Origin of the sequence: Phocaeicola barnesiae DSM 18169 = JCM 13652 (assembly GCF_000374585.1) — a bacterium.
GTDB lineage: Bacteria > Bacteroidota > Bacteroidia > Bacteroidales > Bacteroidaceae > Phocaeicola > Phocaeicola barnesiae.
The window spans coordinates 19,035-43,610 of the sequence record NZ_KB894664.1 but is presented as its reverse complement, the minus strand read 5'-3'; the positions used below and the strand labels follow the sequence as shown (position 1 = coordinate 43,610).

Here is a 24,576-nt window from a genome sequence, read left to right as displayed (position 1 = left end):
CTCAAGGCATATTTAATGTTGGCATTGTTGTCGCTTGTAGCAAAATCATGAATCATGTCTTCTGCTGTCTTGTTCTTGTCGAATTCAAGTGTCAACACGTAGTCACCCTGCTTAACATCTTTATATGTAACTGATGCCTCTCTGCTTCCTGTGTTAAGTGGTCCGTTGTCCTGTGAAGGATGTGCAATTACTTTAACAGCAGCTTCTTCACCTACTGAAGGAACCAATTTCAACTCAGCAGTTTTAAGGTCAAAGTTAATCGGACGAACAGAAACTTTAGCAGCAGTAATCTGACCTACGACCATTTCATTAGCTTTCGGAGCTCCTTTCGGACCGTCCCATTCGAAATCCTTGCTGGCAATAGCCCAATGGATACCGTATTTCTGGTCATCGCAGTTATACCAACTAGTAGCCTGCTTGCCTTCATTGTATTCGGTAAATACAAAGAATGTTTTACCATCATCATCAAACTCATTAGCATTCTGTAATGAAATTTTTACATTAGCGAAAGCAATCGGTAACTGGATAGTCTCGTTGTTTACTGTGAGTGAATAAGTACCGGCATCATTGTTTTTAACACCAATCACATTGCTGTCAAAGTTTACGTTCAGTTCCTGAGCTTCACCGTCGATGTAAAGAATACCGTTCTTTACTTCTACTGTCTGAGCCTTGCCGACTTCTACACCGTCTACATACAAAACACCGTTAGTCAGTTCAACCTTAGTGATGCCTACCTTGTCAGGAATGTTATAGGTAGCGCTTCCTGCATCTGTAGTCACTGTCAAGACACCGTCCGCAAAGGTTACATCCTTTACACCGCCCATTGATTCAACCTTAGTCTTCAGGTCGTTCAGGCTGCTTGCGATGGTGTTAATCTGTTCCTGCAAGTTGTTGATGTCGTCATCATAGTCTTTACAAGAAGTAAAAGTTCCTGCTGAAGCGAACAGAAGCGCTCCGAACAGAAGTGCACTTAAATACTTTTTTCTCATAATAATAAAAATTTTTAATTTATAAATCAAAAAACTCAAATTGTTTCAACTCAAGTTATCCCCGCTCCCCATATACAGAAACGGTTAGAGGCAGCTGCCATCGGAGGGACGGATAAGGGACGGTGGAGGGACAAAAAGCGAGGAAGAAACAAACAAATACCCCGCCAGAAGGCCTTCTGGACGCGATTTCAGCCGGTTCTGTAGCCGCGGCGTGAATGAAAAAGTCTTTGTTACTGATTTATTATAAGAGAATTAAGTGTTTGGGTACCTGAAAAGAGACGGATGGGGGGCGGAAAGACTACAGAACAACAAGATTTTTGATATGTACAATGGTATATGCAGACATGGATAATCTCTTCTTCCGGTATTATAAACATCAGAGGTGAAAATTTCACGCTTATCTGTTTACTTAATCATAATTTTGCCTATATTTGTATAGTTGAAAGTATTACCTGACAGAGCCAGACATGAGAATCGGTTTCTCATACGTCTCTATGTGTAACTTTCCATGAATTATATTGGCCTTGTGCTCTAAAACTTTAATATATGTTACTTAGATTGGTTATACAGAATTTTCTGTCTTTTGATGATGTGATGCAGTTTGATATGTTTCCAAACATGAAACGTACCAGCCTGTCTAACCATGTCTATACGAAAGATACAGATGTACCCCTGCTCAAACAAGCTGCTGTATATGGGCAGAACGGTGCCGGAAAATCCAATCTGGTCAAGGCTTTGGAGTTTATCAAGTCATTTGCACTCGACAAGAATTTCCTGAAAAGCATCGAACTCGATAAGTTCTTCTACCGACTGAAAGAGAATTATATGGAAACTCCCATCTGTCTGGCCATAGAGTTCAGTCATGGAGGTAAGTATTATTTCTATGAGATGGAAATCGGCAACAAGTCCGTCATCCGGGAAGCCCTTTCTGAGACATTTCCGAAGTCCGGACAGATAGAACTTGTGTATGAGCGTAAAAAGGGGAAAGTAGAATATGCAGACAAGGTGGAAGTGGATGACGTAATCCGCTCAGCCACAGAAGTCCTACTCAAGAAGAACCCTTTGTCTTCATTGCTTTCGCTAAACCGTGAGTTCCCGATACTGCAGGACCCTCGTGCCACCGCAGCCTACAGATGGTTCAATGGGAATCTGGAAATTATCGGAGTACATACCCTGCTGCCGACACTCATTGAGATACTTCGTAAGGATACACAGATGATGGAATTCGCGCGCAGGCTGATAGCCGGACTGGAGGTTGGGGTGCAGGATTTCAACCTCACCGATGAAGATTTCGAGCAATGGGCACAGAAGCACATCCAGCTGGCAAGCATGCTTCCGGTAAATCTGGAGAAAGGACAGCACCTGGCACTTCATGCTGACAACACGCCTGTCCTGTCCATCAACATAGAGAACGGTATCAAGAAAGTCTACCAGCTGATATTCGACAATATCGGGAAGAATGGCTTTATCGGACATCTTGATGCCAGAGCCCAGTCCGACGGTACTTTAAGAGCCCTGACCCTACTTCCGGCCTTGTATATGGCCTCCCGGCAACGAAAAACGGTGGTGGTGGACGAGATTAACTTCTGCCTGAGCCCGACCATGGTCAAAGGAATTGTCAGTTTCTTTGCCCATACTGAAGACACCAACGGACAGCTGATATTCACGACTCACGATACCCAGCTTCTGGATGAAAAGGATGTACTGAGATCGGATGAAGTCTGGTTCATCGACAAGAAGGAAGGTGCTTCTGTTCTCTATTGTCATAACGATTTCAAGGAGCATCATACCATTTCCATGATGCGCGGATACAACGAGGGCAGATACGGAGCCATCCGGTTTGTCAATCTGATGGATACCTATGAAAAAAAACAGTAGGCTTACATACACGAAGAAGGATGGAGGCCGTGAACTGAAACAGTCATCGGTAACACCGGAACAGGTGGCAACCGAATCTGTACACCCTTTCCCTACACTCTCGCTTCCCGAGGGATATACCAAAACGGACGGTATCTAAGTCCTACACAAGCTGGGGGATGAGTTCCTTCGGTGGAAGCAAATAAAGGCAACGCAACGGATTAACAGAAGGAAGAGGTGAAATTAATCTTTAGGAACGAAAAAGAGGATGCATCATTTTGACACACCCTCCCTGAATATAGTATTGTATTTTACAATCAAGATTCCACTATAAATCCTTTAATTATTTTTTCAAGTTCCGCAAGTTCAACCTGCTTACTGAGAACGTCTTCTCTACAGCGTTGGGCAAGCTGCGGAACTTGAATGATAGATAGGTGATTTATCAGTATTTTTTAGTTAGCTTGATCAGTTCGCTGGCACCACCGAACGGGAGGTAAGCTCCTTCCAGGCGGGTTCCTACCAGTTTCTGAGCCAGCAGCACACGAGCCGTAGCATAGACATCGGTCAATACAGCTTCCAGGAAGCCTTGTGGAAATTTATAATCGTGTGTTCCTTTTTCCGGGTTACTTACATATTCCAGGCTGCTCAGGCTGATGACTTCGAGGGTGAAACGGAAACGCAGGAATGCGGCGATTTCCTTTTCGGGAGTAGTGAAGCCTACCTGTGCCACGATGGTAAGCAGGTTTTTCTTGATATCAGACATCAGTTCGAATCCCATCTGCGGGTGAAGTACTTTCGAGGTGTCGGCCAGGATTTCATCGTTCTTGGTAAATCCGTCCTCGGCAATGCGCCGAAGGCTAATTTTAAGTTCTGCCATAATTTTTTGTATATTAGGTTATTAATTTCTCTGCGCAAATGTAGGCAAAAAGATTGATTTTTCGTATAGCAAATGTGGGAAATTAATCGAAAGGTAGCGGAGGAAGGTTGTCTACAGCCTGTTGTTTCTGTGTATCGATAATGTGGATGTACTTTTCGGTATGTCGTGTGCTGGAATGTCCGGCCAGCGAAGCGGCGGTCTTGATGTTGGCACCGCTGGCCATCAGGTTGGTGATGAAGGTATGGCGGGCGCAGTGGAAAGAGATATGCTTGCGGATGCCGGCTTTGCGGGTCCATTCGTTCAGCATGCGCAGGCAGTAGGAGTGCGACGGGAGGCGGAATACCCGTTCTTCGCTCAATCCGGACTGTACCTTCAGCAGGTAGAGGGCACTGGCGTTCAGATTCAGGTGAAGTACCGAACGGCTGGAATGGCCGGCCACCTTTTTTTGGATAAGTGTAATCCTTTTCTGGGCGAAATCAATGTTCCGGTAGCACAGAAGTTTTACATCGCACCAGCGCAGACCGCTCATGCATGAAAACAGGAAGGCCCGTTTCACTTCCGGACTGCGGCAGGGGGTCAATGCCAGTTGGGTCAGTTCCTTTTCAGAGAGAATCTCTTTCGTTACATCGTTGTACTGGTGCAGGCGGATGCCGCTGGCCGGATTCTGGAGGATTAGCCCGGATTCTACGCAGGCACTCAGGCACATCTTGAATTTCTTGAAGTAGTTTACCGGCGAGTTTCCGTTCAGGTTCCGTTGCAGGTAGTCCAAAAAAGCGTTGCAGAAGCGGGGAGTGATATTGTCCAGCAGCAAGACTCCCGTGTGGAATTTCCGTAACTGGGTAAATGCTCCTCGCACCAGCCGGATATCCTTCTGGTGATACTGTGTCAGGTATTCTTCGGCGTAACTGAAGAAGTCGATGCCGTTGCCGGCGGTTTGTGGCAGTCTGAATGGCATTTCGGTCATCCGGAACGGATACCGTTCCTTCAGGTATTCGATTTCTTTTTGTGAGCGTAATACTTGTGCCAGTTGGAGTTTGGCACGGTTGGTGGCACGGGTGTGTTTGTCGGTAGGGGAGTCCAGAATGATTCCCAGGTATTGCCTTTGGCGTTTCCCGTTGAAACAATAGTCCAGATACAGTGATAAGCGCCCGTTTCGGAGCGATTTTCTTCCAAGTGTGATTCCCATAACGTTGAATTTAGACAAAAAAAAAACTGTATTCCATGAGAAAACAAACTTATGAAGTCTGTTTCTCACGGAATACAGTTATTTATGAGACACCGGAATTTCCGGCAGGTCGTTATTCAGGCTTATTCAGCGATACAGATAGTTACGCGGTTTTCTTCTGCGGTACCGAACGGCTGTGCGGTATCACCCTTGTAGTCTACCGTGATACGGCTTTCAGCGATACCCTGTGCCTTCAGTGCCTCAGCTACAGCTTCTGCACGTTCTTTAGACAAGCGTTCGTTGATACGGGCATTACCGGTCTGCTTGTCGGCATAACCACAGAGACTGACTTTGGCATTGCTGTGCTCTTTCAGGTAAGATACCAGGCTGGCAATCTTGTTTTCTTCTGAAGTACGGATTTCAGCCGAATTGATTTTGAAGAATACATTCTGTGTCATTGGTTTTACCTCTTCTACAACCGGAGCAGGTGCCGGTTCTTCTTTTACAGGAGCCGGTGCTGGCGGAGGAGTCGGAGTCGGTTCGTAGTAAACCGGTTCGGTAGTTCTGGACGGTTTGCCGAACTTGAATGTGAAACCTGCCAATGCATTGAACTGCCAGTCAGCATTACTTGCTTTCTTTGAGTTGAACTTGTCGCTCATCACGTTGGCATTGGCTTCGATGTTGAAGAATACCTTTTCAGCCAAACGGATAGCCACACCCAATCCGGCACGTCCGGCAGGACTGATCTTGTTCTTGTCCCACAGATAAGCCATTTCGTAGCCTTGATTGTTTAAAGCTACAGCTTCATCGTTGTTGAATGCGCCGTTCAGACCAACTCCTACAAAGAAATACGGGTTGAACAGGCGGTTGGCTTTGTAACCGCAGAAAAGATTGCCTAAATCGAGGGTTACATCGACGTTACCCTGCAGGTAGTTATATTTATAGGTAGTAGCCGGACTTGCCCAACCACCTTTGGCCTGCCAGCCGCTTACGCCAAAGCGGAGTCCCCAAACGGGAGTGAACTGGTAGCCGAAGTTCAAGGCAGCTGCCGGAGAAATCAGGTCTCCGAAATCAGCTTCTCCTACGGTATAACCAACTCCACCCTGTACCTGCATAAACCAATGCGGGTTAAATACAGTTTTGCCTTCTTCCTTAATCTGGCGTGTTTCTGTGTTGCCTGTCTGGGCAAACGCTGCAACGGTGCTTAGTCCAAGCGCGATTGCGGTAAGATCTCTTCTTAGTTTCATAATCCTTTTATTTTTGTGTTATACAATTTCTGTTTTTTATGACAGGTTTGTGAATGTAAAGATAGACAAATATTTCAGATTCTTCTTATTATTTGGTTTATATTTTTATAAATTTCACGTTTTTCGCTTTGAAATTTGGTAGAATTCCATTATTTTCCGTCCCATTTTTCAGAGACTAAATATTTTCTGCATATTCTTGCGCTAATTTCCTGATTCCTTGCTGGAAAGCAATAAATCCACCGCCCAATACCCGGTTGCCGTCATAAAATACAGCTGATTGTCCCGGCGTGATGGCTGAAGCCTCTGCCAGGAAGCGTACCAGCAGGTGACCGTTTTCCAGGGGAAAGACCCGGCAAGGAATGGGCCGGCTGCGGTAACGGATACGGACTGAGAGTTCCGGACAAGAAAGCAGTTCCTCCCTGTTTATTATACTGACATCTTCCAGCAGCATGTATTCGGCTTTCAGCTGTTCAGCGTCACCGAGCATGACGGTGTTCTTGGCCGGATTGATTTTCAGTACGTAGGCCGGTTTTCCTAAGGCTATCTCCAACCCCTTGCGCTGGCCGATGGTGTAATAGGCGAAACCTTTGTGCTGTCCGAGCTTCAAGCCTTTGCTGTCGACAAACCATCCCGGACCGATACGTTCATCAATGTCGGGGCAGTGTTCCTTCAGAAATTCCCGGTAATCCTTGTCGATGAAACAGATTTCCATACTTTCTCCGCCCTGGGCCTTTGCTTCGAAGCCTTTCTCTGCCAGATAGGTGCGGACATCGGTTTTGTTCATGCCTCCCAGTGGGAACATCATTCGCCGGAGAATGCTCTGTGGCAGTTTCCAAAGAAAATACGACTGGTCCTTGGTGGAGTCGTCGCCTGTCACGATATAACGGTGACCGTCCTTGTCTACCAGCCGGCAGTAATGTCCGGTGGCAATACAGGCACATCCGGTACGGTCCGCCCACTCGCAGAGTACCCGTTCCTTGAAGAGGGGATTACACAGTACACAGGGGTTCGGAGTCCGCCCCCGCATGTATTCCTCGATGAAATAACGGACGATGACCTGCCGGAATTCTTCGCGTACGTCGGCTACATGGTGTTCGATGCCTAACCGGCGGGCAAGTGACCGGGCTTCCAGTACTTCGTCCGGCTCCTCTTGTCCGGGAGTGGAAAAGTGTGAGGGAACATCCCAGGTGCGTAAGGTGACGCCTACCACTTCATATCCTTGTTCCTGTAGCATGAGGCAGACTGCAGAACTGTCTATACCGCCACTCATACCTACCAGAACGCGTTTCTCGGTTGTTTGCATAAGTTCTGTTTTTGAGTTTGGAACAAAAATAAGGTTTTTCACGGAATCTTTTGTACTTTTGTTTTCGTATTCAGAAAAGATATGGAAGAACAGTTTGATATACGTGACTATCGGCCCAGCGGCAAGGAACGCGATTTTGAAAACGCCTTGCGTCCGTTGCAGTTCGAGGATTTCAGCGGACAGGACAAGGTGGTAGATAACCTGCGTATCTTTGTCAAGGCGGCCCGTCTGCGGGCGGAAGCGCTGGACCACGTGCTGCTGCACGGACCTCCCGGATTGGGAAAGACTACATTGAGCAATATCATTGCCAACGAACTGGGGGTAGGTTTCAAGGTGACTTCGGGACCGGTACTTGACAAACCGGGCGACCTGGCAGGCGTACTGACCAGCCTGGAGCCGAACGATGTGCTCTTCATCGATGAAATCCATCGGTTAAGTCCGGTGGTGGAGGAGTATCTGTATTCGGCCATGGAAGACTATCGCATTGATATCATGATAGACAAGGGACCTTCGGCCCGCAGCATCCAGCTGGAACTGAATCCGTTTACGCTGGTGGGGGCGACTACCCGCAGCGGTCTGCTGACGGCTCCGCTCCGTGCCCGTTTCGGTATTAACCTGCATCTGGAATATTATGACGATGCGGTTCTGACGCGCATCCTGCTCCGTTCGGCCGGTATTCTGGGAGTACCGTGCGATGTGGAGGCGGCGGGAGAAATCGCTTCGCGTAGCCGGGGAACACCCCGTATCGCGAATGCCCTGCTCCGGCGGGTGCGTGATTTTGCGCAGGTGAAGGGCTCCGGACGCATCGATGTGGAGATTGCCCGCTTCGGACTGGAGGCATTGAACATTGACCGGTACGGTCTGGACGAGATAGACAACAAGATTCTCTGTACGATTATCGATAAATTCCGTGGGGGACCGGTGGGGCTGACTACCATTGCCACGGCTTTGGGCGAAGACCCGGGTACGCTGGAAGAGGTGTACGAGCCGTTCCTGATTAAGGAAGGTTTCCTGAAACGAACACCACGCGGACGGGAAGTGACGGACTTAGCGTATAAACACCTGGGACGCTCACGCTACAGCACGGAAAAGACATTGTTTGATTAGTTGGTTGGTTAGTTGACGTAGATACTAGTTGACGTAGATACTAGGTGATTAGTTCTTGAGTTTGTTGATGTGTACAGTGCCATCGGATCTGTAAACCGATAATCTGTAGGGGCGGGGTCTGCCCGCCCGGCAAGCGTTTGTCGGGTGAATCTGCATCCGTTTTTCATTATTCATTATTAATTATTAATTATCATCATGGCCGGATTAAAATCTTTGGCAAAGGATACTGCCATCTACGGTATGAGCAGTATCATCGGACGCTTCCTGAATTATCTGTTGGTCCCTCTCTATACGGCGGTGCTGCCTGCGGCTTCCGGAGGGTATGGCGTCGTTTCGAATGTATATGCCTATACGGCGCTCATTCTGGTATTCCTGACCTTCGGAATGGAAACGGGTTTTTTCCGTTTTGCCAACAAGGCGGGCGATGACCCGAAAAAAGTGTATGCCAACGTGCTGATGTTCGTAGGAGGACTCTCGCTGGCGTTTGTGGCACTGTGCCTGACGTTCCTGCATCCCATCGCCTCGTTCCTGGAATATCCCGACCACGCCGACTACGTGGCCATGATGATTCTGGTGGTGGCGCTCGACTCCTTCCAATGCATTCCTTTCGCCTACCTGCGATTCCAGAAGCGACCCATCAAATTTGCGGGCATCAAGCTCTTCAACATTGTGGGGAACATTTTGCTGAACCTGTTCTTCCTGTTGCTTTGCCCGTGGCTGTATAAGGTACAGCCGGGACTGATTGACTGGTTCTACGACCCGGACTATCTGGTGGGTTATATTTTCGTGGCCAACCTGATTATGTCAGCAGTACAGATGCTGTTCTTTATTCCCGAACTGTGCGGATTCTCGTACCGGATTGACCGGAAACTGCTGAAGGAGATGATTTCCTATTCATTCCCGATCCTGATATTCGGGTTGGTAGGTATCCTGAACCAGACCGTAGACAAGATGATCTATCCTTTCCTTTTCGAGGACCGGCAGGAGGGACTGGTGCAGTTGGGTATCTACAGTGCGACGAGTAAGGTAGCGCTGGTGATGGCGATGTTCACCCAGGCTTTCCGGTATGCCTACGAACCTTTCGTGTTCGGCAAGAACCGCGAAGGGGATAACCGGGACATGTATGCCAAGGCGATGAAGTATTTCTTTATCTTCTCGCTGCTGGCATTTCTGGTGGTGATGGGGTATATGGATATCCTGCGTTACATGGTGGCCCGCGACTATTGGGAAGGGCTGAGTGTGGTAGCCATCGTGATGCTGACCGAAATCTTCAAGGGCATCTACTTCAACCTGTCTTTCTGGTACAAGCTGACGGACGAGACCCGGTGGGGGGCTTATTTCTCTCTCATCGGCTGTGCGGTGATTCTGAGTTTAAATATCTGGCTGGTGCCGGTGTATGGCTATGTGGCTTCCGCCTGGGCTTCGGTAGCCGGTTACGGGGTGATAACCTTGCTTTCTTATTTCATCGGTCAGAAGAAATATCCGGTGGATTATCCGCTCAAGGACATGGCGGTGTATCTGCTGTTGGCCGGTGTGCTGTATGCCCTCAGTGTCTGGATACCTGTGCATAACACCGTGCTTCATTTGTTGCTGAATACCGTGTTAATTCTGGTATTTATTGGGTATATTCTGAAAAAAGACTTACCTTTGAAAAGTATACCGATTCTGAATCGGTTGGTCAGATAACGGAATGAAAACATTAGTGCATCATGGAAACAAGGAATCATAAGAAGTTCTTGCTGCGCAAGTTCTTCGATGAATATATGGACCTGAACCGGAGTAAGGAGGACGAACAGGTCACGGTAGACTCCATCCGAAACGGGGTTGAATTCAAGGGTACCAACCTGTGGATTCTTATCTTTGCGACGTTCATCGCCTCACTGGGGCTGAATGTCAACTCTACGGCGGTCATTATCGGTGCCATGCTGATTTCTCCGCTGATGGGGCCGATTATGGGTGTGGGACTCGCCATCGGGCAGAACGACTTCGAACTGATGAAGCGCTCGTTGAAGAGTTTCATGGTGGCTACTCTCTTCAGTGTGGTGACGGCCACCCTGTATTTCCTCTTCACGCCGCTGGATGAGGTGCAGTCGGAGCTGCTGGCCCGTACCTCGCCTACCATCTACGATGTGTTCATCGCCTTGTTCGGTGGTCTGGCAGGTATCGTAGCCCTTGCTACCAAGGAGAAAGGGAATGTGATTCCGGGTGTGGCTATCGCTACGGCCTTGATGCCGCCTTTGTGTACGGCCGGTTTCGGACTGGCTACGGGGAATCTGCTGTATTTCCTGGGGGCCTTCTACCTGTATTTCATCAATTCCGTATTTATCAGCCTGGCTACCTTCCTGGGGGTCCGTTTCATGCACTTCAAGCGGAAACAGTTTGTCGACAAGGAACGGGAGAAGATGGTGAAGCGTTACATCATCTGGATTACCATCGGTACCATGTGTCCGGCGGTTTATCTGACGTACAACATCGTGCGTGAAACCTTTTATCAGACTTCGGCGAATAACTTCATTTCGCACGAACTGCAGTTCCCTGATACGCAGGTGCTGAACCGGGAAATCAATTATTCCGACAAGACCATCAAGGTGGTGCTGATTGGAAAGGAAGTGCCCGAGAACCTGATTGTGGCGGCTCAGACAAAACTGCCCGACTATAAGCTGGGCAATACGAAACTGACGGTGTTCCAGGGTGTGAACAACGGGGTAGAGGACCTGAGCAGCATCAAGACAATGGTCATGGAGGATTTCTACAAGAACAGTCAGCAGAAGTTGAACGAGCAGACCGAGGAAATCGACTCGCTGCAACGGGCCTTGTCGCTGTTCAGTGGCTCTTACGTGGTGAATGAGCGGATGGGGAAGGAGATGAAGGTTATCTTCCCGGAAGTCCAGTCGTTCTCCGTATCGAAGGGGATGGAGCTGAACATTGACAGTAACCGGATTGATACGGTGACGTACGCGGTCATTGGCTGTAACCGGCCGATGTCGGTGATGGACAGGGCCAAGATGTTGCAGTGGCTGCAGGCCCGGACGGAAGCGAAGAAGCTGAAGCTGATTATTAATTAAAAGTTAAAAATTAAAAGTTAAAAACTAAAAACTAAAAAGCGGGAAGACTCTGACGAATCCTCCCGCTTTTCAGTTTTGACTGTTTATACGCAGGTTATTTCTTTCGTTTGGCCCAGCCTTCTTCGGCGAAGTCTGGTATCTCGCCTTTCAGCGGGCGGTCGTTGTCGTGCTGGAAGAACTGTTTCCAGTCATCCTTGTGCTTCGGACCGCGGGCTGCGGTATAGCCCCGTTCTTCGCGGCTTGGTTTGGCCTTCTTTTCGGCTTTAGAAGCCGTTTCGCGGCTTTCTTTCTTACCGCTACGCTTGCTTCCTTTCTCTTCTCCTTCTCTTTCCTTGCGGCTGCGTTTTTTGCCGTCCTTGTCGCTCTTGCCGTTGTTCTCGCCGGCTACTTCGACGATGACCTTGCGTCCGCCGTTCAGGACTACCTTGTTCAGGGCCTTGATGACCATCGGAGCCTGGGCCTCGATGATTTCGAAGAACGAGAAGTTCTGCATCAGGTCGATACGGCCTATCTGGATACGCTCCTTCTTCAGGTTGCGGTTGATAAGCTCAATAATCTGGTTGGCGTAGAAGCCGTCTGTCTTTCCGAGGTTCAGGAAGAGGCGGGTATATCCCTTTTCGGCCTTGCGGCTGGATTTCTCCTTGTCAGTTCCCCGTTCCTTGCGTTCTTTCGGTTCGCCTTTCTTGTCGCTGTTCTTCGGCTGTTCGATTTCGGGAGCGTTCTTGTAATATTCCAGGAAGCGGTTGAACTCCATCGATACCACCCGCTTGATCAGGTCTTCCTTGCTCAGCCATTCGAACTTGCGGTAGATGCCCGGCAGGAAAGCTTCGATTTCCTCTTCGTTCACCTTTACCTTTTCGATTTCGTCAATTACCTTGATGAGCTGCTGTTCACAGATTTCCTTGCCGCTCGGTAACTGGCCGACCGTAAACTGTTTCTTGATGATGCGTTCGATTTCGCGCATCTTTCCCTTTTCGCGCAGGTTGATGATGGCGATGGAGATACCGGTCTTTCCGGCACGTCCGGTACGTCCGCTGCGGTGTGTATAGCTTTCAGTATCGTCCGGCAATCCATAGTTGATGACGTGGGTCAGGTCGTTTACGTCAAGACCACGGGCAGCCACATCGGTAGCTACCAGCAGCTGCAGGTGACGCTGGCGGAATTTCTGCATCACCAGGTCACGCTGTGCTTGGCTCAGTTCGCCGTGCAGGGAGTCGGCATTGTAGCCGTCCTGTATCAGCTTGTCGGCTATCTCCTGTGTTTCTTTACGGGTACGGCAGAAGATGATACCGTAAATCTGCGGATAAAAGTCCACCACGCGTTTCAGTGCCAGGTATTTGTCTTTGGCATGGATGATGTATGCGATGTGGTTGACGTTCTTGCTGCCTTCGTTCTTGGTACCGATGGTGATTTCCTTGGCATCGTGCAGGTAAGTCTTGGCGATGCGGGAAATCTCGGGACTCATGGTAGCCGAGAACATCAGGGTGTTCCGGTCTTGCGGTACTTTTTCCAGGATGGCGTTGATGCTGTCTGTGAAACCCATGTTCAGCATTTCATCGGCTTCGTCCATCACGACATCGCGGACCGTAGACAGGTTGGCCACCTTACGTTCCATCAGGTCGATGAGGCGTCCCGGTGTGGCCACGATGATGTGTACCCCTTGTTTCAGGCTACGTATCTGGCTGTCGATGGAGGAACCACCGTATACCGGCAATATTTTCAAATCGGTGATATACTTCGAGTAGTCTGTCAGGTCACCGGCTATCTGCAGGCAGAGTTCGCGGGTAGGGCAGAGTATCAATGCTTGTGGAATACGACGGGTTACGTCAATCTTTTGTATCAGCGGCAGACCAAATGCGGCTGTTTTTCCGGTTCCGGTTTGTGCCAGAGCCACTACATCGTTTCCGTTTCCTAATAGATATGGGATTACTTCTTCCTGTACGGGCATGGGACTCTCATATCCCATTTCTTCAATCGCTTTCCGTATTTCTAAGGAAACGCCGAGTTCTTCAAATGTCTTCATTCAGTTTTTCTAAAATTTCGGGGGCAAAGATACGCACAATCTTTGGATAAATTGCTATACCAGTGGCGATTTATGAAGCGGAAACCGAATTAAATGATATTCATCAACGAACGGGCATCTGCAACAATTTCCGCACCTGTTCCCGGTCGGCTTTCAGTTGGGCCATGAGCTGCTCCAGTGAATCGAAGCGTTGCTCGGAACGGATGAAGGCGATGAACTCGATGCGCATCTGTTTGCGGTAGATGTTTTCCGAGAAGTCGAGGATATTGACTTCGATGCTCAGGTCGCTGCCGTTGTTGACGGTGGGGCGGTGTCCGATGTTCAGCATACCGGCATAACGGATGCCCTGTACATAGGTGTAGACGGCATAGACCCCTTCGGCCGGAATCAGTTTCTCGGGGCAGGCCGGCAGCAGGTTGGCGGTAGGGAAGCCCAGTTTCCGTCCCACCTTGTATCCGTCGGTCACGGTGCCGTCCAGGTAATATTCGTAGCCCAGGCAGCGGTTGGCCTCGTGTACGGCACCCTGTTTGAGCAGGCTGCGGATGTGGGACGAGCTGATGGATACTCCGTCTTCTACCAAGGCCTTGGCCCGGATGACCTCCATGCCCAGTTCCTGTCCGTACCGGCAATAGTCTTCAAATCCTTCGCTGCGGTTGTGCCCGAAGCGGTGGTCGTAGCCGATGACAAGTACCTGGATGTGGTAATGTTCCTGTAGAAGCTGCATGAACTCCCGGGCCGACAGGTGTGACAACTCGCGGGTGAAAGGCAGCATGAAGCAATAGTCGGCATCGAGTTGGCTGATGAGGTCGGTCTTTTGGTGCAGGCAGGACAGCAGTTGAGGCTGGTAGTCGGCCTGCATCACTTGGCGCGGATGCACCGGAAAGGTCACGATAGCGGCATGCAGCCCTTTCTCCGCGGCCACTTCGCATACCTGATTGATGAGGTAGCGGTGTCCGCGGTGTACGCCGTCGAAACAGCCGATTGTGGCTACACAGGGTTCTAAGGCTTCTGTCCGGTCTGTATCGGTAATGATTCTCATAAGACGGTAGCGAGTAGGGAGCGGAGGTCTTCGCCCGGTGTATAATGGACAGCCTGTATACCGACTGATTTCGCTGCCTGGCAGTTGACCGGTGAGTCGTCGATGAACAGGGTTTCTTCGGCTTTCAGACCGGCATTTTCCAGCGCGGTGAGGAAGATGGCGGGGTTCGGTTTGGCCAGTTTCATCCGGAAGGACAGGAATACCTGTTGGAAGAAATCGGAGACCTGGTATCCCCGCTTTGCGAAGGCCTGCCGGACAACGTGTTCCCAGTGAAGGTCGTTGGTGTTGCTTAGCAGATACAGGCGGTAATGCCGACCGAGTTCGTGCAATAAATCCAGTTTCTCTTGAGGCAGGTGTACCAGCATGCGGTTCCACATCCGGTCGATGTCCTCGTCCGTCAGTTGGGGGTTACCGATAAGTCTGCGTACTTCTTCGCGGAACCGGGGAGTGGAGAGTTCCTCGGTTTCGTATGCCTGGAAGATACCGGCTTCGTTGGTACCGGTTATCAGGTGACGTACCTCGGTCAGGCCCGCTTGCTCGAATGCCTGCAGACAACCTTCAATGTCGAGGTCGTACAAGACCCCGCCCAAGTCGAATATCAGGTTATGGATTGTCGGATTCATAACGCATCAATTCTTCTTTAACCGTTGGATTCCCCGCCAGATTTCACCGATCCACAGTACGATGGAAGTTCCTCCGATGATGTACAGCCATTCCATGAGCGGAAGGGGCTCGGTACGGAATACTTTCCCGCCGAAGGTGACAATCAGGAACTGTCCCACCAGGATAATTAGGGCAACGCTAAGCATACCCAAAGCATGGCTTGCATCCTTGAAAATGGAATGGTTGGTGCCGAATACACTGGCATTGAACAGGTTCCAGAACTGCAGCATCACGAAGATGGTGAAGAAGACAGTCAGGTGATGTACATCCATACCTCCCGGAAGTGTCTTGAAGTAAGCCAGAAGTCCCATCAATATGACCAGGAATCCGAGGCCTACACCCAGGATGTTGTTACGCATGGCCGGAGTGATGATGAAGTCCGTCCGTTTACGTGGCTTTTCGTTCATGACATCCATGCTCGGAGAGATGGAAGCCAAGGCCATGGCGGCAAAGGTATCCATGATGAGGTTCACCCACAGCATCTGGGTTACGGTAAGCGGCAATTCTGTTCCGAAGAACGCTCCGAGCAATACGCTGAGCAAGGCCACCACGTTGATGGTCAGCTGGAAGACGATGAATCGCTGGATGTTCTTGTACAATGAACGGCCCCACATGACGGCTGTCGCGATGCTGTGGAAGGAGTCGTCCAGCAGGGTGATGTCGCTGGCTTCCTTGGCTACCGATGTACCGGTACCCATGGACAGACCCACCTGGGCGTGGTTCAGGGCCGGCGCATCGTTCGTACCGTCACCGGTAACGGCTACCACAGCCCCTTTCTGTTGCAGAAGCTGTACCAGACGCTGCTTGTCCATCGGACGGGCACGGCTCATCACCTTCAGGTCGAGTACTCGATCCAAGGCTTCTTCGTCGCTCAAGGCGGCAAATTCTACTCCTGTGATGCGGTTACGTTCCGTATCTTCGGGTTGCCAGAGTCCGATTTGTCTGGCGATTTCGGTGGCGGTTCCCGGAGTATCGCCCGTAACGATCTTTACACCGATACCCGCTGACTGGCATTTCTTGACAGCATCCGGCACGTCCGGACGGATCGGGTCACTGATGGCGAAGATACCCTGGAAGGTCAATCCACCTTCGTTGACCAGGGTGGCGCAATCGGACGATTCGCCTTCGGCTATTTCCCGGTAGGCGATACCCAAGGTACGCATGGCCTTGTTCTGGTAGGCGAGGAGCTGTTCGTTATAGCGGGCAATGGCGTCTGCCGGTAGGTTACATTTGCTCATCACGATTTCCGGTGCTCCCTTTATATAAAGGATACGTTTCTGCCGGATGGGCGAATCAACCAGGGTAGCCATGTATTTCCGTTCGGTCGAGAAGGTAAGCTGATTGACGACTTTGGCCTGGGTACGTAAAGACATGTAGTCTTTTCCCTGGCCGTTCAGCCACAACAGCAAGGCGATTTCGGTAGGGTTACCTACACCCGAAGGCTTTTCTCCCGCTGCTTTCTCTTCCAGGAAAGCGGTAGAGTTCACTGCAATTCCTTCGGCTACCAGGTCTGGTTGGCTGTTGTCTACCTGTGCTTCGTATACCTGCATCAGGTTCTGGGTCAATGTCCCGGTTTTATCGGTACAGATAACAGTGATGGCCCCCATGGTTTCGCAGGCGTGCATTTTCCGAACCAGATTGTTGGTTTTTAGCATGCGGCGCATGTTCAGGGCCAAGCTCAGGGTTACACTCATCGGCAGTCCTTCCGGTACGGCCACTACAATCAAGGTAACAGCCATCATGAAATATTTCAATACGATACGGGCAATGGCCAGCCATGAATGCCAGTCGCCGGTATATGCTCCGGAGGTGAAATAGGCATACAAATCCTTGCTGGTAAAGATGATGAAAGTCAGGGCAGCAATAGTGAATCCAGCTTTCCCGATAAGGTTTGCCAGTTTGGTGAGCTGGATATTCAGCGGAGTCTGTTCTTCGCTCTGTTCGGTTGCCTGGCGGGCCACTTTTCCGATTTCAGTGGCATCGCCTACCTTATCTACACGCATGATGCCGTGTCCGTCGGTAACAGTTGTTCCTCTCATAACGGTATTCGACGGGTAAGTGGCTTCTTCGTCGAAATGAGCTTCATCCACCGTTTTGTTGACCATCAGCTCTCCGGTCAGACTCGATTCGTTGATTTGTAGGGAAACTGCCTCCAGCAGAGTTCCGTCGGCAGGAACTTCCTCACCGGTATTCAGAATGACGATGTCGCCTACAACGATGTCTTTCCGGGGAATTTCGTGTATTTTTCCGTTACGGATGACTGTTACAGGAGTTTCTTCGCCCACCGCATTCAGCAGGTCGAACTTCTTGTTGGCATCGTATTCAAAATAGAAGCCGATACCGGTTGCCAGAAAGATGGCGAAGAAGATACCGATGGTTTCGGCGTATTCGCTTTCAATGATTGAAATAATCAGGGAAAAAAAGGCAGCTACCAGCAGGACACGGATAACGGGGTCCTGGAACTTTTCGAGGTAGAGTTTCCACATGGAGGGACGTTTGGGAGGAGTCAAAAGATTGACACCATACTTTTCGCGGCTCGACAGCACTTCCTGGTCGGTCAGTCCGGTCAGTTTAGGCTCTGGATTGGTTTGTGACATATTGTTTACAATTGGTTTAAGAACTTGTGTCGCAAAAATACAACTTAAATCTTGAGAGTAAGGCGAAAAACGTTTTTTTCTTCATTTTTTTGCTGTTTTTTTTGCAGATTACAGGTAAAACCTTTACTTTTGCATCACATTTCGTTACAGGATTGTAACATCGGACTTGTAGCTCAGTTGGTTAGAGCAACAGACTCATAATCTGGAGGTCCCAGGTTCAAGCCCTGGCTGGTCCACATTAAGAATCAAGCACTTACGAGAAATCGCAAGTGCTTTTTTCTTTGTCTGCGTAAACAATGCGTAAACAAACGGTTTGAGTTGGCTCTGTTCACGCATAGAACTCCCGTGAAACTCCGTGCAATCCTATAACACCTTTATTAAGGTATGTTGTTAATATGACGATGATTGGCGGTTAAATAAGCTCAAATATATTCCATTTATACCTTGATTTATAGAATAATATCGTACTTTTGTATCGCGTAATGCATTTGTGGCAAGCCATGACCTTGGTGGTGCTCTTTCTTGAAAAAGAAAAGTGAGTTTGCCTAACCGCCGTGGGAGGGTTATCCCATTCCGATGAATCAATGCGTAGAGGGAGTGCCAGTCGGAGGGTACTCTATGACAAACGAAACGCGAGAGTTGCTTCAGGGGTTGAGACCGATTAGCATAAGCCCGGTTACCAGTCAGCGACAGAAGACGACGAGATTGCACCGCTGCATATAACGACAATGTTTTTATCCGCCTAAAGGATAGGGACTCTGTGGTTATATGCAGTGTTTTGTATATGTATGCCTCACATTGCAAAGCGTCTGTATTCAGAGGTTATGTTGAACATAAACAATGAATGCAATGGAAAAACTGACAAAGTCCCTGTCGCTTTTCAAGGAACGGAACTGTTCTGTTTCTGTCGTGTTGGACTCACGTACTCGCAGGAAAAACGCGTGCGAGTTTCCGTTATCTCTCCGTTTCACGATAGACCGCAAATTCTTTTATCTTACTGTCGGAAGTTCTTTCACTGAAAGAAAGTTCTCAGACATCTGTAATGCGACTAAATGCAAGAGCGAGAACTACAAACTTCAAAAAGAGTGGAAAGATAGCTTTGTCCCCAAATACAAAGAAATTCTGATGAACCTAAACAAAGGTGGTATCCTGACATTTGAAATGGTACGCCAATGTATCATGGGTGAGGGAGTGATGCCATCCAAAGAAGATACGACCAAGGCACAAACCTTTGTTGGTGTATGGGAACAAATCATCCATGAATTACGGACAGACGATGGTGGCGCACGTTTTACCACAGCAGAGAGCTACGAATGCGCACTCAAATCATTCAGAAAAATTCTCGGAAGCAATATGATTAGAGGATTCTGCATCAGTGCTGCAGAAATTCAGAAGTGGAAAGACGGAATGCATGATGGAGTAAAAGACGAGAATGGGGCGATAGTCGGGAAAATCAGCGATACTACCGCCGGGATTTATCTCCGTTGTTGCCGTGCTGTATGGAACAGGTGTATACATGAAGGCTATCTCAAAGATGTTCCTTATCCTTTTTCTAACAAGAAGGAGAAAGGGCTTGTGAGCATACCCAAGAGTGCAAAGCGCAAACAGAGCTTCCTGAATGTCTGTCAGATGACGGAGCTCTACAACCTTTTTGTCTCAAAGAAATATCCCGAACATTGGTCGGAAGAATATACCCAACGTGCCCACTACTCATTGGGGTTGTTTCTTGCCCAGTACTTGTGCAACGGCTTCAACATGGCAGATGCAGGGCGATTGACTTATGACAGTTATTATTATCAGACAGATGGTAAGGCTTTTCGCTTCAACCGAAAGAAAACTTCCCGAAGAAGCGTTGACGGTTCTGAAGTTATCGTTCCCATCATCCCTCCTTTACAATATGTGTTAGATGAAGTGGCGGCACCTCCGACTCGGGGTGGCTTTGTTTTTCCTCATATATTAAAAGGTGCAGAAACGGAAGAGTTGCGCCGTAAATATACCATGCAGGAAAACTCAAACGTAAAAGACCGTGTTATTAGGATATGCCATGAAGCATTGAATTGGGATAAGTCCATCTGTCCGTCCGGGACTTGGTGCCGACACTCGTTTGCCACCAACCTGCATAATGCCGGAGTGGATATGGATTATATCTCGGAGAGCATGGGACATGCTTCTTCAGACCATGCCATTACTCAAATCTACATCGAGCATTATCCTCTCGACATACAGATGCAGAACAATTCAAAGCTGCTAAACCTGGGTAATACTTCTGAAAGGGATGCTCTGTTGGCAAAGCTGGCAAGCATGTCCACGGAAGAATTGCTCAAACTGTTCAGACAACCTTAATACCATAAGACAATGAAAAATTTCATAGAAAGGATAAAATCCTATTCCAAGAGAAAGGACACTGCAGATATGGCTATCCGTGCATGGAAATCAGTCAATGAAGAATCGTATGCCGATTTCTGTAAACGCATGGATGCTATAGGCAAAGGGTACTTATCTATTCTAATGGATATATACCGGATGATGCGGGAGTGTACACCGCCAGAAGCCTTGTTACTATATAACTGGCTTTCTGATTTCATAAACGGTAAAGATGTACAGCATATAGCCAATCAGCAATGGGCTGGCAAGTATACAGATATTATTGCCCAATGTATCACCAACAAACGGTTATGGATAGGTATCAATGTAAAAACGGGTACGGTAGAGCTGCTCACATCCCCAAAGTCAGAATTATTGATGGTTCATTCCGGAACACCTATTGAAATTTGGAACCGCTTACCGCAGGAAACGAGATCCTATTTGATAGAGCAATTGGATGTACTTATGAAAAACAGCAAAGGTTGTTATCTGTTGAGTAAACTGGAAAGAAAAATGGTCTATCAGTTCCTGGCCTATATCTCTCAAATTGTTTTCCTCTCCCATGCGGTGTTTATTGGTGGATTTATGGCTAACCTCTATGACCGTGTGATGGAAAAGAAAGAAGACTTGGCTTATTGCGTGTACTATTTCGTGGTATTTGACCACGGTCTTTCACGTATGGCTAAGTTACTTGACCATCTGCTGAACAGTGAAGAGGTTGACCATGGTGATATGCTTTTGGTAAAGTCATGCATTACCATGCTTGTCAATGGAAGTATAGAGATGGGCACAGAAACCAAAGCGGATTGGGAAGATACTGTAGAGAAGTGTAACCCTGAAATATGGAAGGAAGTTATATTTGCCTTGCGAAAAATCAAAGGTAGACGTGGGAACAAAAAGGTTATGCAATCATTGGATGATATCCTCATTGGGGACAAGGAACGCATCAAGCAAGGAATCTGTTTATTCCTTGAAGAGAATACCGAGGACATAAGCCTTGCCTATCTGTTGAAATCATTGGCGAAAGCGGGCAGAATAAAAGCGTCTACAAAGTACATGGCATTCCATCGTGCCATAGAACAGTTCTCTCAACGGCATTACGGACACGATATACCACAGAAGCGATATGGCGAAATCAAGGATATGGTTTTAGACTTGCCTCAAAGAGGGAACAGCTTCGTCAAGGCAAAACGAATAATAGACCGATGGACGGACTTTTTCATCAATAACGGGTAGTTGGGAAATCTAGCTATTCGTTTTTTTACTGCAAACATCTGTTGTTATTCGGTCGGTAAAATTAAGCTATAAATAAACCGACCAATACGCAGAGTTTCATAAACTACTTTTGCTTGTGAAATCGGTTTCACAGAGTTGAGCCGAAACTTAAAGTATCTAATAACTAAACAAGTAAAGGTATGGAAGAAAGATTCAATTTTAACCAATTACTTCAAAAACCTATCGCCATGATGACTGGCGAGGAGCTTTGCTTTCTCATTACAAAAAGTGTAGAATCCGCCGAGAAGCCCACATCTCCAATGGCCTCCAAAGGCAACTATTATGGTATAGAGGGTATTGCCCGTGTGTTCGGATGCAGCGTACCCACGGCAAACCGCATTAAGAAGAGCGGTATCATAGATAAGGCTATTACGCAGATAGGACGAAAAATCATTGTGGACGCAGACCTTGCACTGTCTTTAGCAAAGGAATCAGGTGGTATCCATATTAAGGAACAATAATATGGACGATAATTGGAAAAAAGATTTGGTAACAGACAGCTATGGAAATCCAGCCCGTTCCATCAGCAACCTCCGACTTATTTTCACTTTGGATGAGAATCTTAGTCAGATAAGATATGATACCTTTTGTCAGGACGATGTATGTTTCAGCCCTTTGTTTCGCAATGTCAATGGCAACAAGATTGATGAAGAATCGGCAGGAAAGATACAAGACTATTTGGAAAGGACATACAGATTACATCTGACACAGAATAAGGTATTTGAAATGCTAAAAACGACCTCTTCAGAACGGAGTTTTAACCCTGTACAGGATTTCATCACCCAAGAGACATGGGACGGACAGCCTCGTATAGCCACAACCCTCATTGATTATTTGGGAGCGGAGGACATGCCGCTTATCAGGGAACAGACAAAACTATGGTTCGTGGCGGCTGTTGCCCGGGTTTTTACCCCTGGTTGCAAGTTTGACAACGTACTGACTTTGCCTGGTCCGCAAGGTATCGGGAAAAGCACCTTTTTCAAAACCATCAGTGGAAAGTGGTTCAACGATTCGTTCTCTTTTGCCAGTGGTGACAAGGAGAAGGTAGAAACCATAACCAATGGTTGGATTATTGAAATCAGTGAGTTGAACGGTTTGAAACGGGCGAATGACGCAGAGGCCGCCAAGGCCTTTCTGAGCCGCTGCAGCGACTATATGCGCCCGGCATACGGACATAAGGTTGTGGAGTTTATGCGGCACAATGTCTTTGCGGCTACTACCAATGAGACAAACTTCCTGCAAGGGGATAACGGAAACCGCCGCTGGTGGATAATTCCGGTAAAAGGTAATGGTCATGTTTCAGAATGGCTGGATGCGCTACAACGTGTTGTTCCTCAACTTTGGGCAGAAGCATACGCCTATTATCGGCAAGGAATGAAACTTTACCTAACACCAGATTTAGAAATCAAAGCCAATGAAGTGCAGGTACAACATTCCAACATCCTTGTTGACCCCATCATGGAAGATCTGGAAATGTATTTGGAGCGTGAGATTCCCGTCCAATATACAAGTTGGACCATTCCGATCCGACAGGCTTATCAAAAGGGAGCATACTCAGAACCAAACTCAACAATGACCACACTCAACATGGTTTGCGCCCGACAGATTATAGAGGAAATGCCCAATGACTTGGTCAGACGCAATCCTGCCAAATACACATCACAATATATCAATCGCCTGATGTCCATGATTCCTAATTGGAAACGGAGTGATCAGGAAAAGGTCAAAGGGTTGCATCCTGCCTATTGTGACAAGACCGGACGGGCAAAGCATCCGTGGGTGAGAGTGGACGCACCAAACGAAGAAGTCTGTACTTCATTACCTAGTGAACAGGAGCTACCATTTTAAATCTCAAACTAAGGGAAAAGAAGAATATCTGTCCCTTTGTCCCTCTTTTCCCCTAAAAAAAGGATGAAAACAAAAAACAAATAAAAGAGAAAGTTATAAGAAATGCTTGGGACATGGGACAAAATAGTTGAAAACATGAGAAAGGAAGAACTTATCAAACAACTACAAAATCGTGAACCGTTGCTGGCAAACGCGGTCAGCCACATGGTGGAGTATATTCAAGACCGTTACCCTGCGGCATATCCAAGCAAAGCACAGACCGAAGCTGTGAACGATTATCTGCGGAGCGTCTATGCAGATGGGGACGGCAGCATGTCAGAGAGGAACCGCGAACATCGACGTATCGCTTCGCAGAACATCACTATTGCCGCCATCCGTGTATTGGATAGTCGCCAACTTGACAGACTGCAAGACGTACTTGACCATATTGCGTACGATAGGGAGTATTATATGCCGGAGAGAGGACATGAAATGCACCGCTGACTTTCTCTTTTGGCTGTACCATTTATAAAATATCTTCAAACAGACAGATGATGAAAACAGACTTGAATTATTGTATAGTGCTTTCGTCAGAGCAGCTTGCGTATCTGGCAGGAAGCAAATACGGCATTGACCGCATGAAGATTCTGCACCGACTTATTGAGGAGGCAGTGTTGAAAGAAACCGATTATGCCATAAAAGGTTTCTCCACAACCTTGCAAGTGGGGCAAGCCGTTCTTTCAGAAGTGGATTTAGCTAACAAGTTGGGCTATGACAAAAAGACCATATCCCGCGTGCTTGACAAGATGAACCAGTTGGGAATTGTCGCATCCACGCAGAGTAATCGGACAAGCATCCATACGCTGAAATGTATATCGGCGTGGATGCAGGATGGCAACCGCATAGACAATCCTTTTTATGTCCGACTGAAAGACCGGCAAAACGATAAGGAGGATATGCCTGCTATATCAGATGAAGGCAAACAGCCTTCCCCCTCTTCTTCTTTCCCTTCTGTTTTAGTTTTCTCACAGACTGCGGCAACGGAAGATTCCTGCGGAGATATTCCGGCTGACAACCAGATATAGCCGTACCAGAAAGTTGGTGTGTCCGAAACTGTTGTATGCAGTATTGCAAGAAGTTCCTATGTCGCACAAATTCGCTTCGCTTATTTGTACCAC

The 24,576-nt window shown here is 48.0% G+C and carries 19 protein-coding genes, 1 tRNA gene and 1 pseudogene; 12 read left to right on the top strand and 9 right to left on the bottom strand.

Features of this window, described 5'->3' with window-relative positions; genetic code table 11:
• A pseudogene (locus C510_RS0115275) lies at positions 1 to 989 on the bottom strand (hypothetical protein); the annotation flags it as partial.
• Positions 990 to 1,535: 546 nt separating this feature from the next.
• On the opposite strand from C510_RS0115275, the gene C510_RS0115270 reads away from it, so the two are divergent.
• Both C510_RS0115270 and C510_RS17435 read left to right on the top strand, forming a co-directional pair.
• Positions 1,536 to 2,867, top strand: a complete 1,332-nt coding sequence (locus C510_RS0115270; RefSeq protein WP_026320252.1) for an AAA family ATPase — start codon at positions 1,536 to 1,538, stop codon at positions 2,865 to 2,867.
• Positions 2,851 to 3,006, top strand: a complete 156-nt coding sequence (locus tag C510_RS17435; RefSeq protein WP_018712141.1) for a hypothetical protein — start codon at positions 2,851 to 2,853, stop codon at positions 3,004 to 3,006. The genes C510_RS0115270 and C510_RS17435 overlap by 17 nt, the downstream gene beginning before the upstream one ends.
• A gap of 282 nt (positions 3,007 to 3,288) precedes the next feature.
• Here the strand turns inward: C510_RS17435 and C510_RS0115260 are convergent, their stop codons facing one another.
• From C510_RS0115260 to mnmA, 4 genes are all read right to left on the bottom strand, one after another.
• Positions 3,289 to 3,723, bottom strand: coding sequence for a hypothetical protein (locus C510_RS0115260; protein ID WP_018712140.1), 435 nt, complete (start codon positions 3,721 to 3,723; stop codon positions 3,289 to 3,291).
• Between the two features lie 82 nt (positions 3,724 to 3,805).
• Positions 3,806 to 4,909 carry a site-specific integrase gene (locus C510_RS0115255; RefSeq protein ID WP_018712139.1) on the bottom strand — a complete coding sequence of 368 codons (1,104 nt, stop codon included), beginning with the start codon at positions 4,907 to 4,909 and terminating at the stop codon, positions 3,806 to 3,808.
• Between the two features lie 122 nt (positions 4,910 to 5,031).
• Positions 5,032 to 6,135 (bottom strand): OmpA family protein, encoded by a 1,104-nt coding sequence (locus tag C510_RS0115250; RefSeq protein ID WP_025893044.1) that lies wholly within the window; start codon positions 6,133 to 6,135, stop codon positions 5,032 to 5,034.
• A gap of 175 nt (positions 6,136 to 6,310) precedes the next feature.
• Positions 6,311 to 7,438: a tRNA 2-thiouridine(34) synthase MnmA gene (mnmA, locus tag C510_RS0115245; protein ID WP_018712137.1), complete on the bottom strand. Its 1,128-nt coding sequence runs from the start codon at positions 7,436 to 7,438 to the stop codon at positions 6,311 to 6,313.
• An 81-nt stretch (positions 7,439 to 7,519) separates the two neighbouring features.
• Between mnmA and ruvB the strand changes: the two genes are divergently transcribed.
• The 3 genes from ruvB (at position 7,520) to C510_RS0115230 (ending at position 11,610) form a co-directional block, all read left to right on the top strand.
• On the top strand, positions 7,520 to 8,545 hold the full coding sequence (gene ruvB / locus C510_RS0115240) for a Holliday junction branch migration DNA helicase RuvB (protein ID WP_018712136.1): 1,026 nt from the start codon (positions 7,520 to 7,522) through the stop codon (positions 8,543 to 8,545).
• A gap of 195 nt (positions 8,546 to 8,740) precedes the next feature.
• Complete coding sequence (locus C510_RS0115235) at positions 8,741 to 10,231, top strand: lipopolysaccharide biosynthesis protein (RefSeq protein WP_018712135.1); 1,491 nt, start codon at positions 8,741 to 8,743, stop codon at positions 10,229 to 10,231.
• A gap of 23 nt (positions 10,232 to 10,254) precedes the next feature.
• Positions 10,255 to 11,610: a TIGR00341 family protein gene (locus tag C510_RS0115230; RefSeq protein ID WP_018712134.1), complete on the top strand. Its 1,356-nt coding sequence runs from the start codon at positions 10,255 to 10,257 to the stop codon at positions 11,608 to 11,610.
• Positions 11,611 to 11,704: 94 nt separating this feature from the next.
• Here C510_RS0115230 and C510_RS0115225 read toward each other — a convergent pair whose 3' ends face one another.
• The 4 genes from C510_RS0115225 to C510_RS0115210 all read right to left on the bottom strand — a co-directional run bounded on the left by C510_RS0115225 (position 11,705) and on the right by C510_RS0115210 (position 17,932).
• On the bottom strand, positions 11,705 to 13,633 hold the full coding sequence (locus C510_RS0115225; RefSeq protein WP_018712133.1) for a DEAD/DEAH box helicase: 1,929 nt from the start codon (positions 13,631 to 13,633) through the stop codon (positions 11,705 to 11,707).
• A 103-nt stretch (positions 13,634 to 13,736) separates the two neighbouring features.
• Entirely contained in the window at positions 13,737 to 14,672 is a 936-nt protein-coding gene (locus C510_RS0115220) for a bifunctional riboflavin kinase/FAD synthetase (RefSeq protein ID WP_018712132.1), read from the bottom strand.
• A complete protein-coding gene (locus C510_RS0115215) occupies positions 14,669 to 15,295 on the bottom strand; it encodes an HAD family hydrolase (RefSeq protein WP_018712131.1) in 627 nt (208 codons plus the stop codon). The genes C510_RS0115220 and C510_RS0115215 overlap by 4 nt, the downstream gene beginning before the upstream one ends.
• Positions 15,296 to 15,301: 6 nt before the next feature.
• Positions 15,302 to 17,932: a calcium-translocating P-type ATPase, PMCA-type gene (locus tag C510_RS0115210; protein WP_018712130.1), complete on the bottom strand. Its 2,631-nt coding sequence runs from the start codon at positions 17,930 to 17,932 to the stop codon at positions 15,302 to 15,304.
• Positions 17,933 to 18,094: 162 nt separating this feature from the next.
• Between C510_RS0115210 and C510_RS0115205 the strand changes: the two genes are divergently transcribed.
• The 7 genes from C510_RS0115205 (at position 18,095) to C510_RS0115175 (ending at position 24,483) form a co-directional block, all read left to right on the top strand.
• A tRNA-Ile gene (locus C510_RS0115205) sits at positions 18,095 to 18,168 on the top strand.
• 613 nt (positions 18,169 to 18,781) lie between these two features.
• Positions 18,782 to 20,275, top strand: coding sequence for a tyrosine-type recombinase/integrase (locus tag C510_RS0115200; RefSeq protein WP_025893037.1), 1,494 nt, complete (start codon positions 18,782 to 18,784; stop codon positions 20,273 to 20,275).
• 12 nt (positions 20,276 to 20,287) lie between these two features.
• Positions 20,288 to 21,532, top strand: coding sequence for a DUF6043 family protein (locus tag C510_RS0115195; protein WP_018712128.1), 1,245 nt, complete (start codon positions 20,288 to 20,290; stop codon positions 21,530 to 21,532).
• 179 nt (positions 21,533 to 21,711) lie between these two features.
• Positions 21,712 to 22,032: a DUF3853 family protein gene (locus C510_RS0115190; protein ID WP_018712127.1), complete on the top strand. Its 321-nt coding sequence runs from the start codon at positions 21,712 to 21,714 to the stop codon at positions 22,030 to 22,032.
• 1 nt (position 22,033) lies between these two features.
• Positions 22,034 to 23,419, top strand: coding sequence for a virulence-associated E family protein (locus C510_RS0115185; protein WP_018712126.1), 1,386 nt, complete (start codon positions 22,034 to 22,036; stop codon positions 23,417 to 23,419).
• A 135-nt stretch (positions 23,420 to 23,554) separates the two neighbouring features.
• On the top strand, positions 23,555 to 23,902 hold the full coding sequence (locus tag C510_RS0115180; protein WP_025893036.1) for a hypothetical protein: 348 nt from the start codon (positions 23,555 to 23,557) through the stop codon (positions 23,900 to 23,902).
• Positions 23,903 to 23,952: 50 nt separating this feature from the next.
• Complete coding sequence (locus C510_RS0115175; protein ID WP_025893034.1) at positions 23,953 to 24,483, top strand: hypothetical protein; 531 nt, start codon at positions 23,953 to 23,955, stop codon at positions 24,481 to 24,483.
• The last annotated feature ends 93 nt before the right edge of the window (positions 24,484 to 24,576 follow it).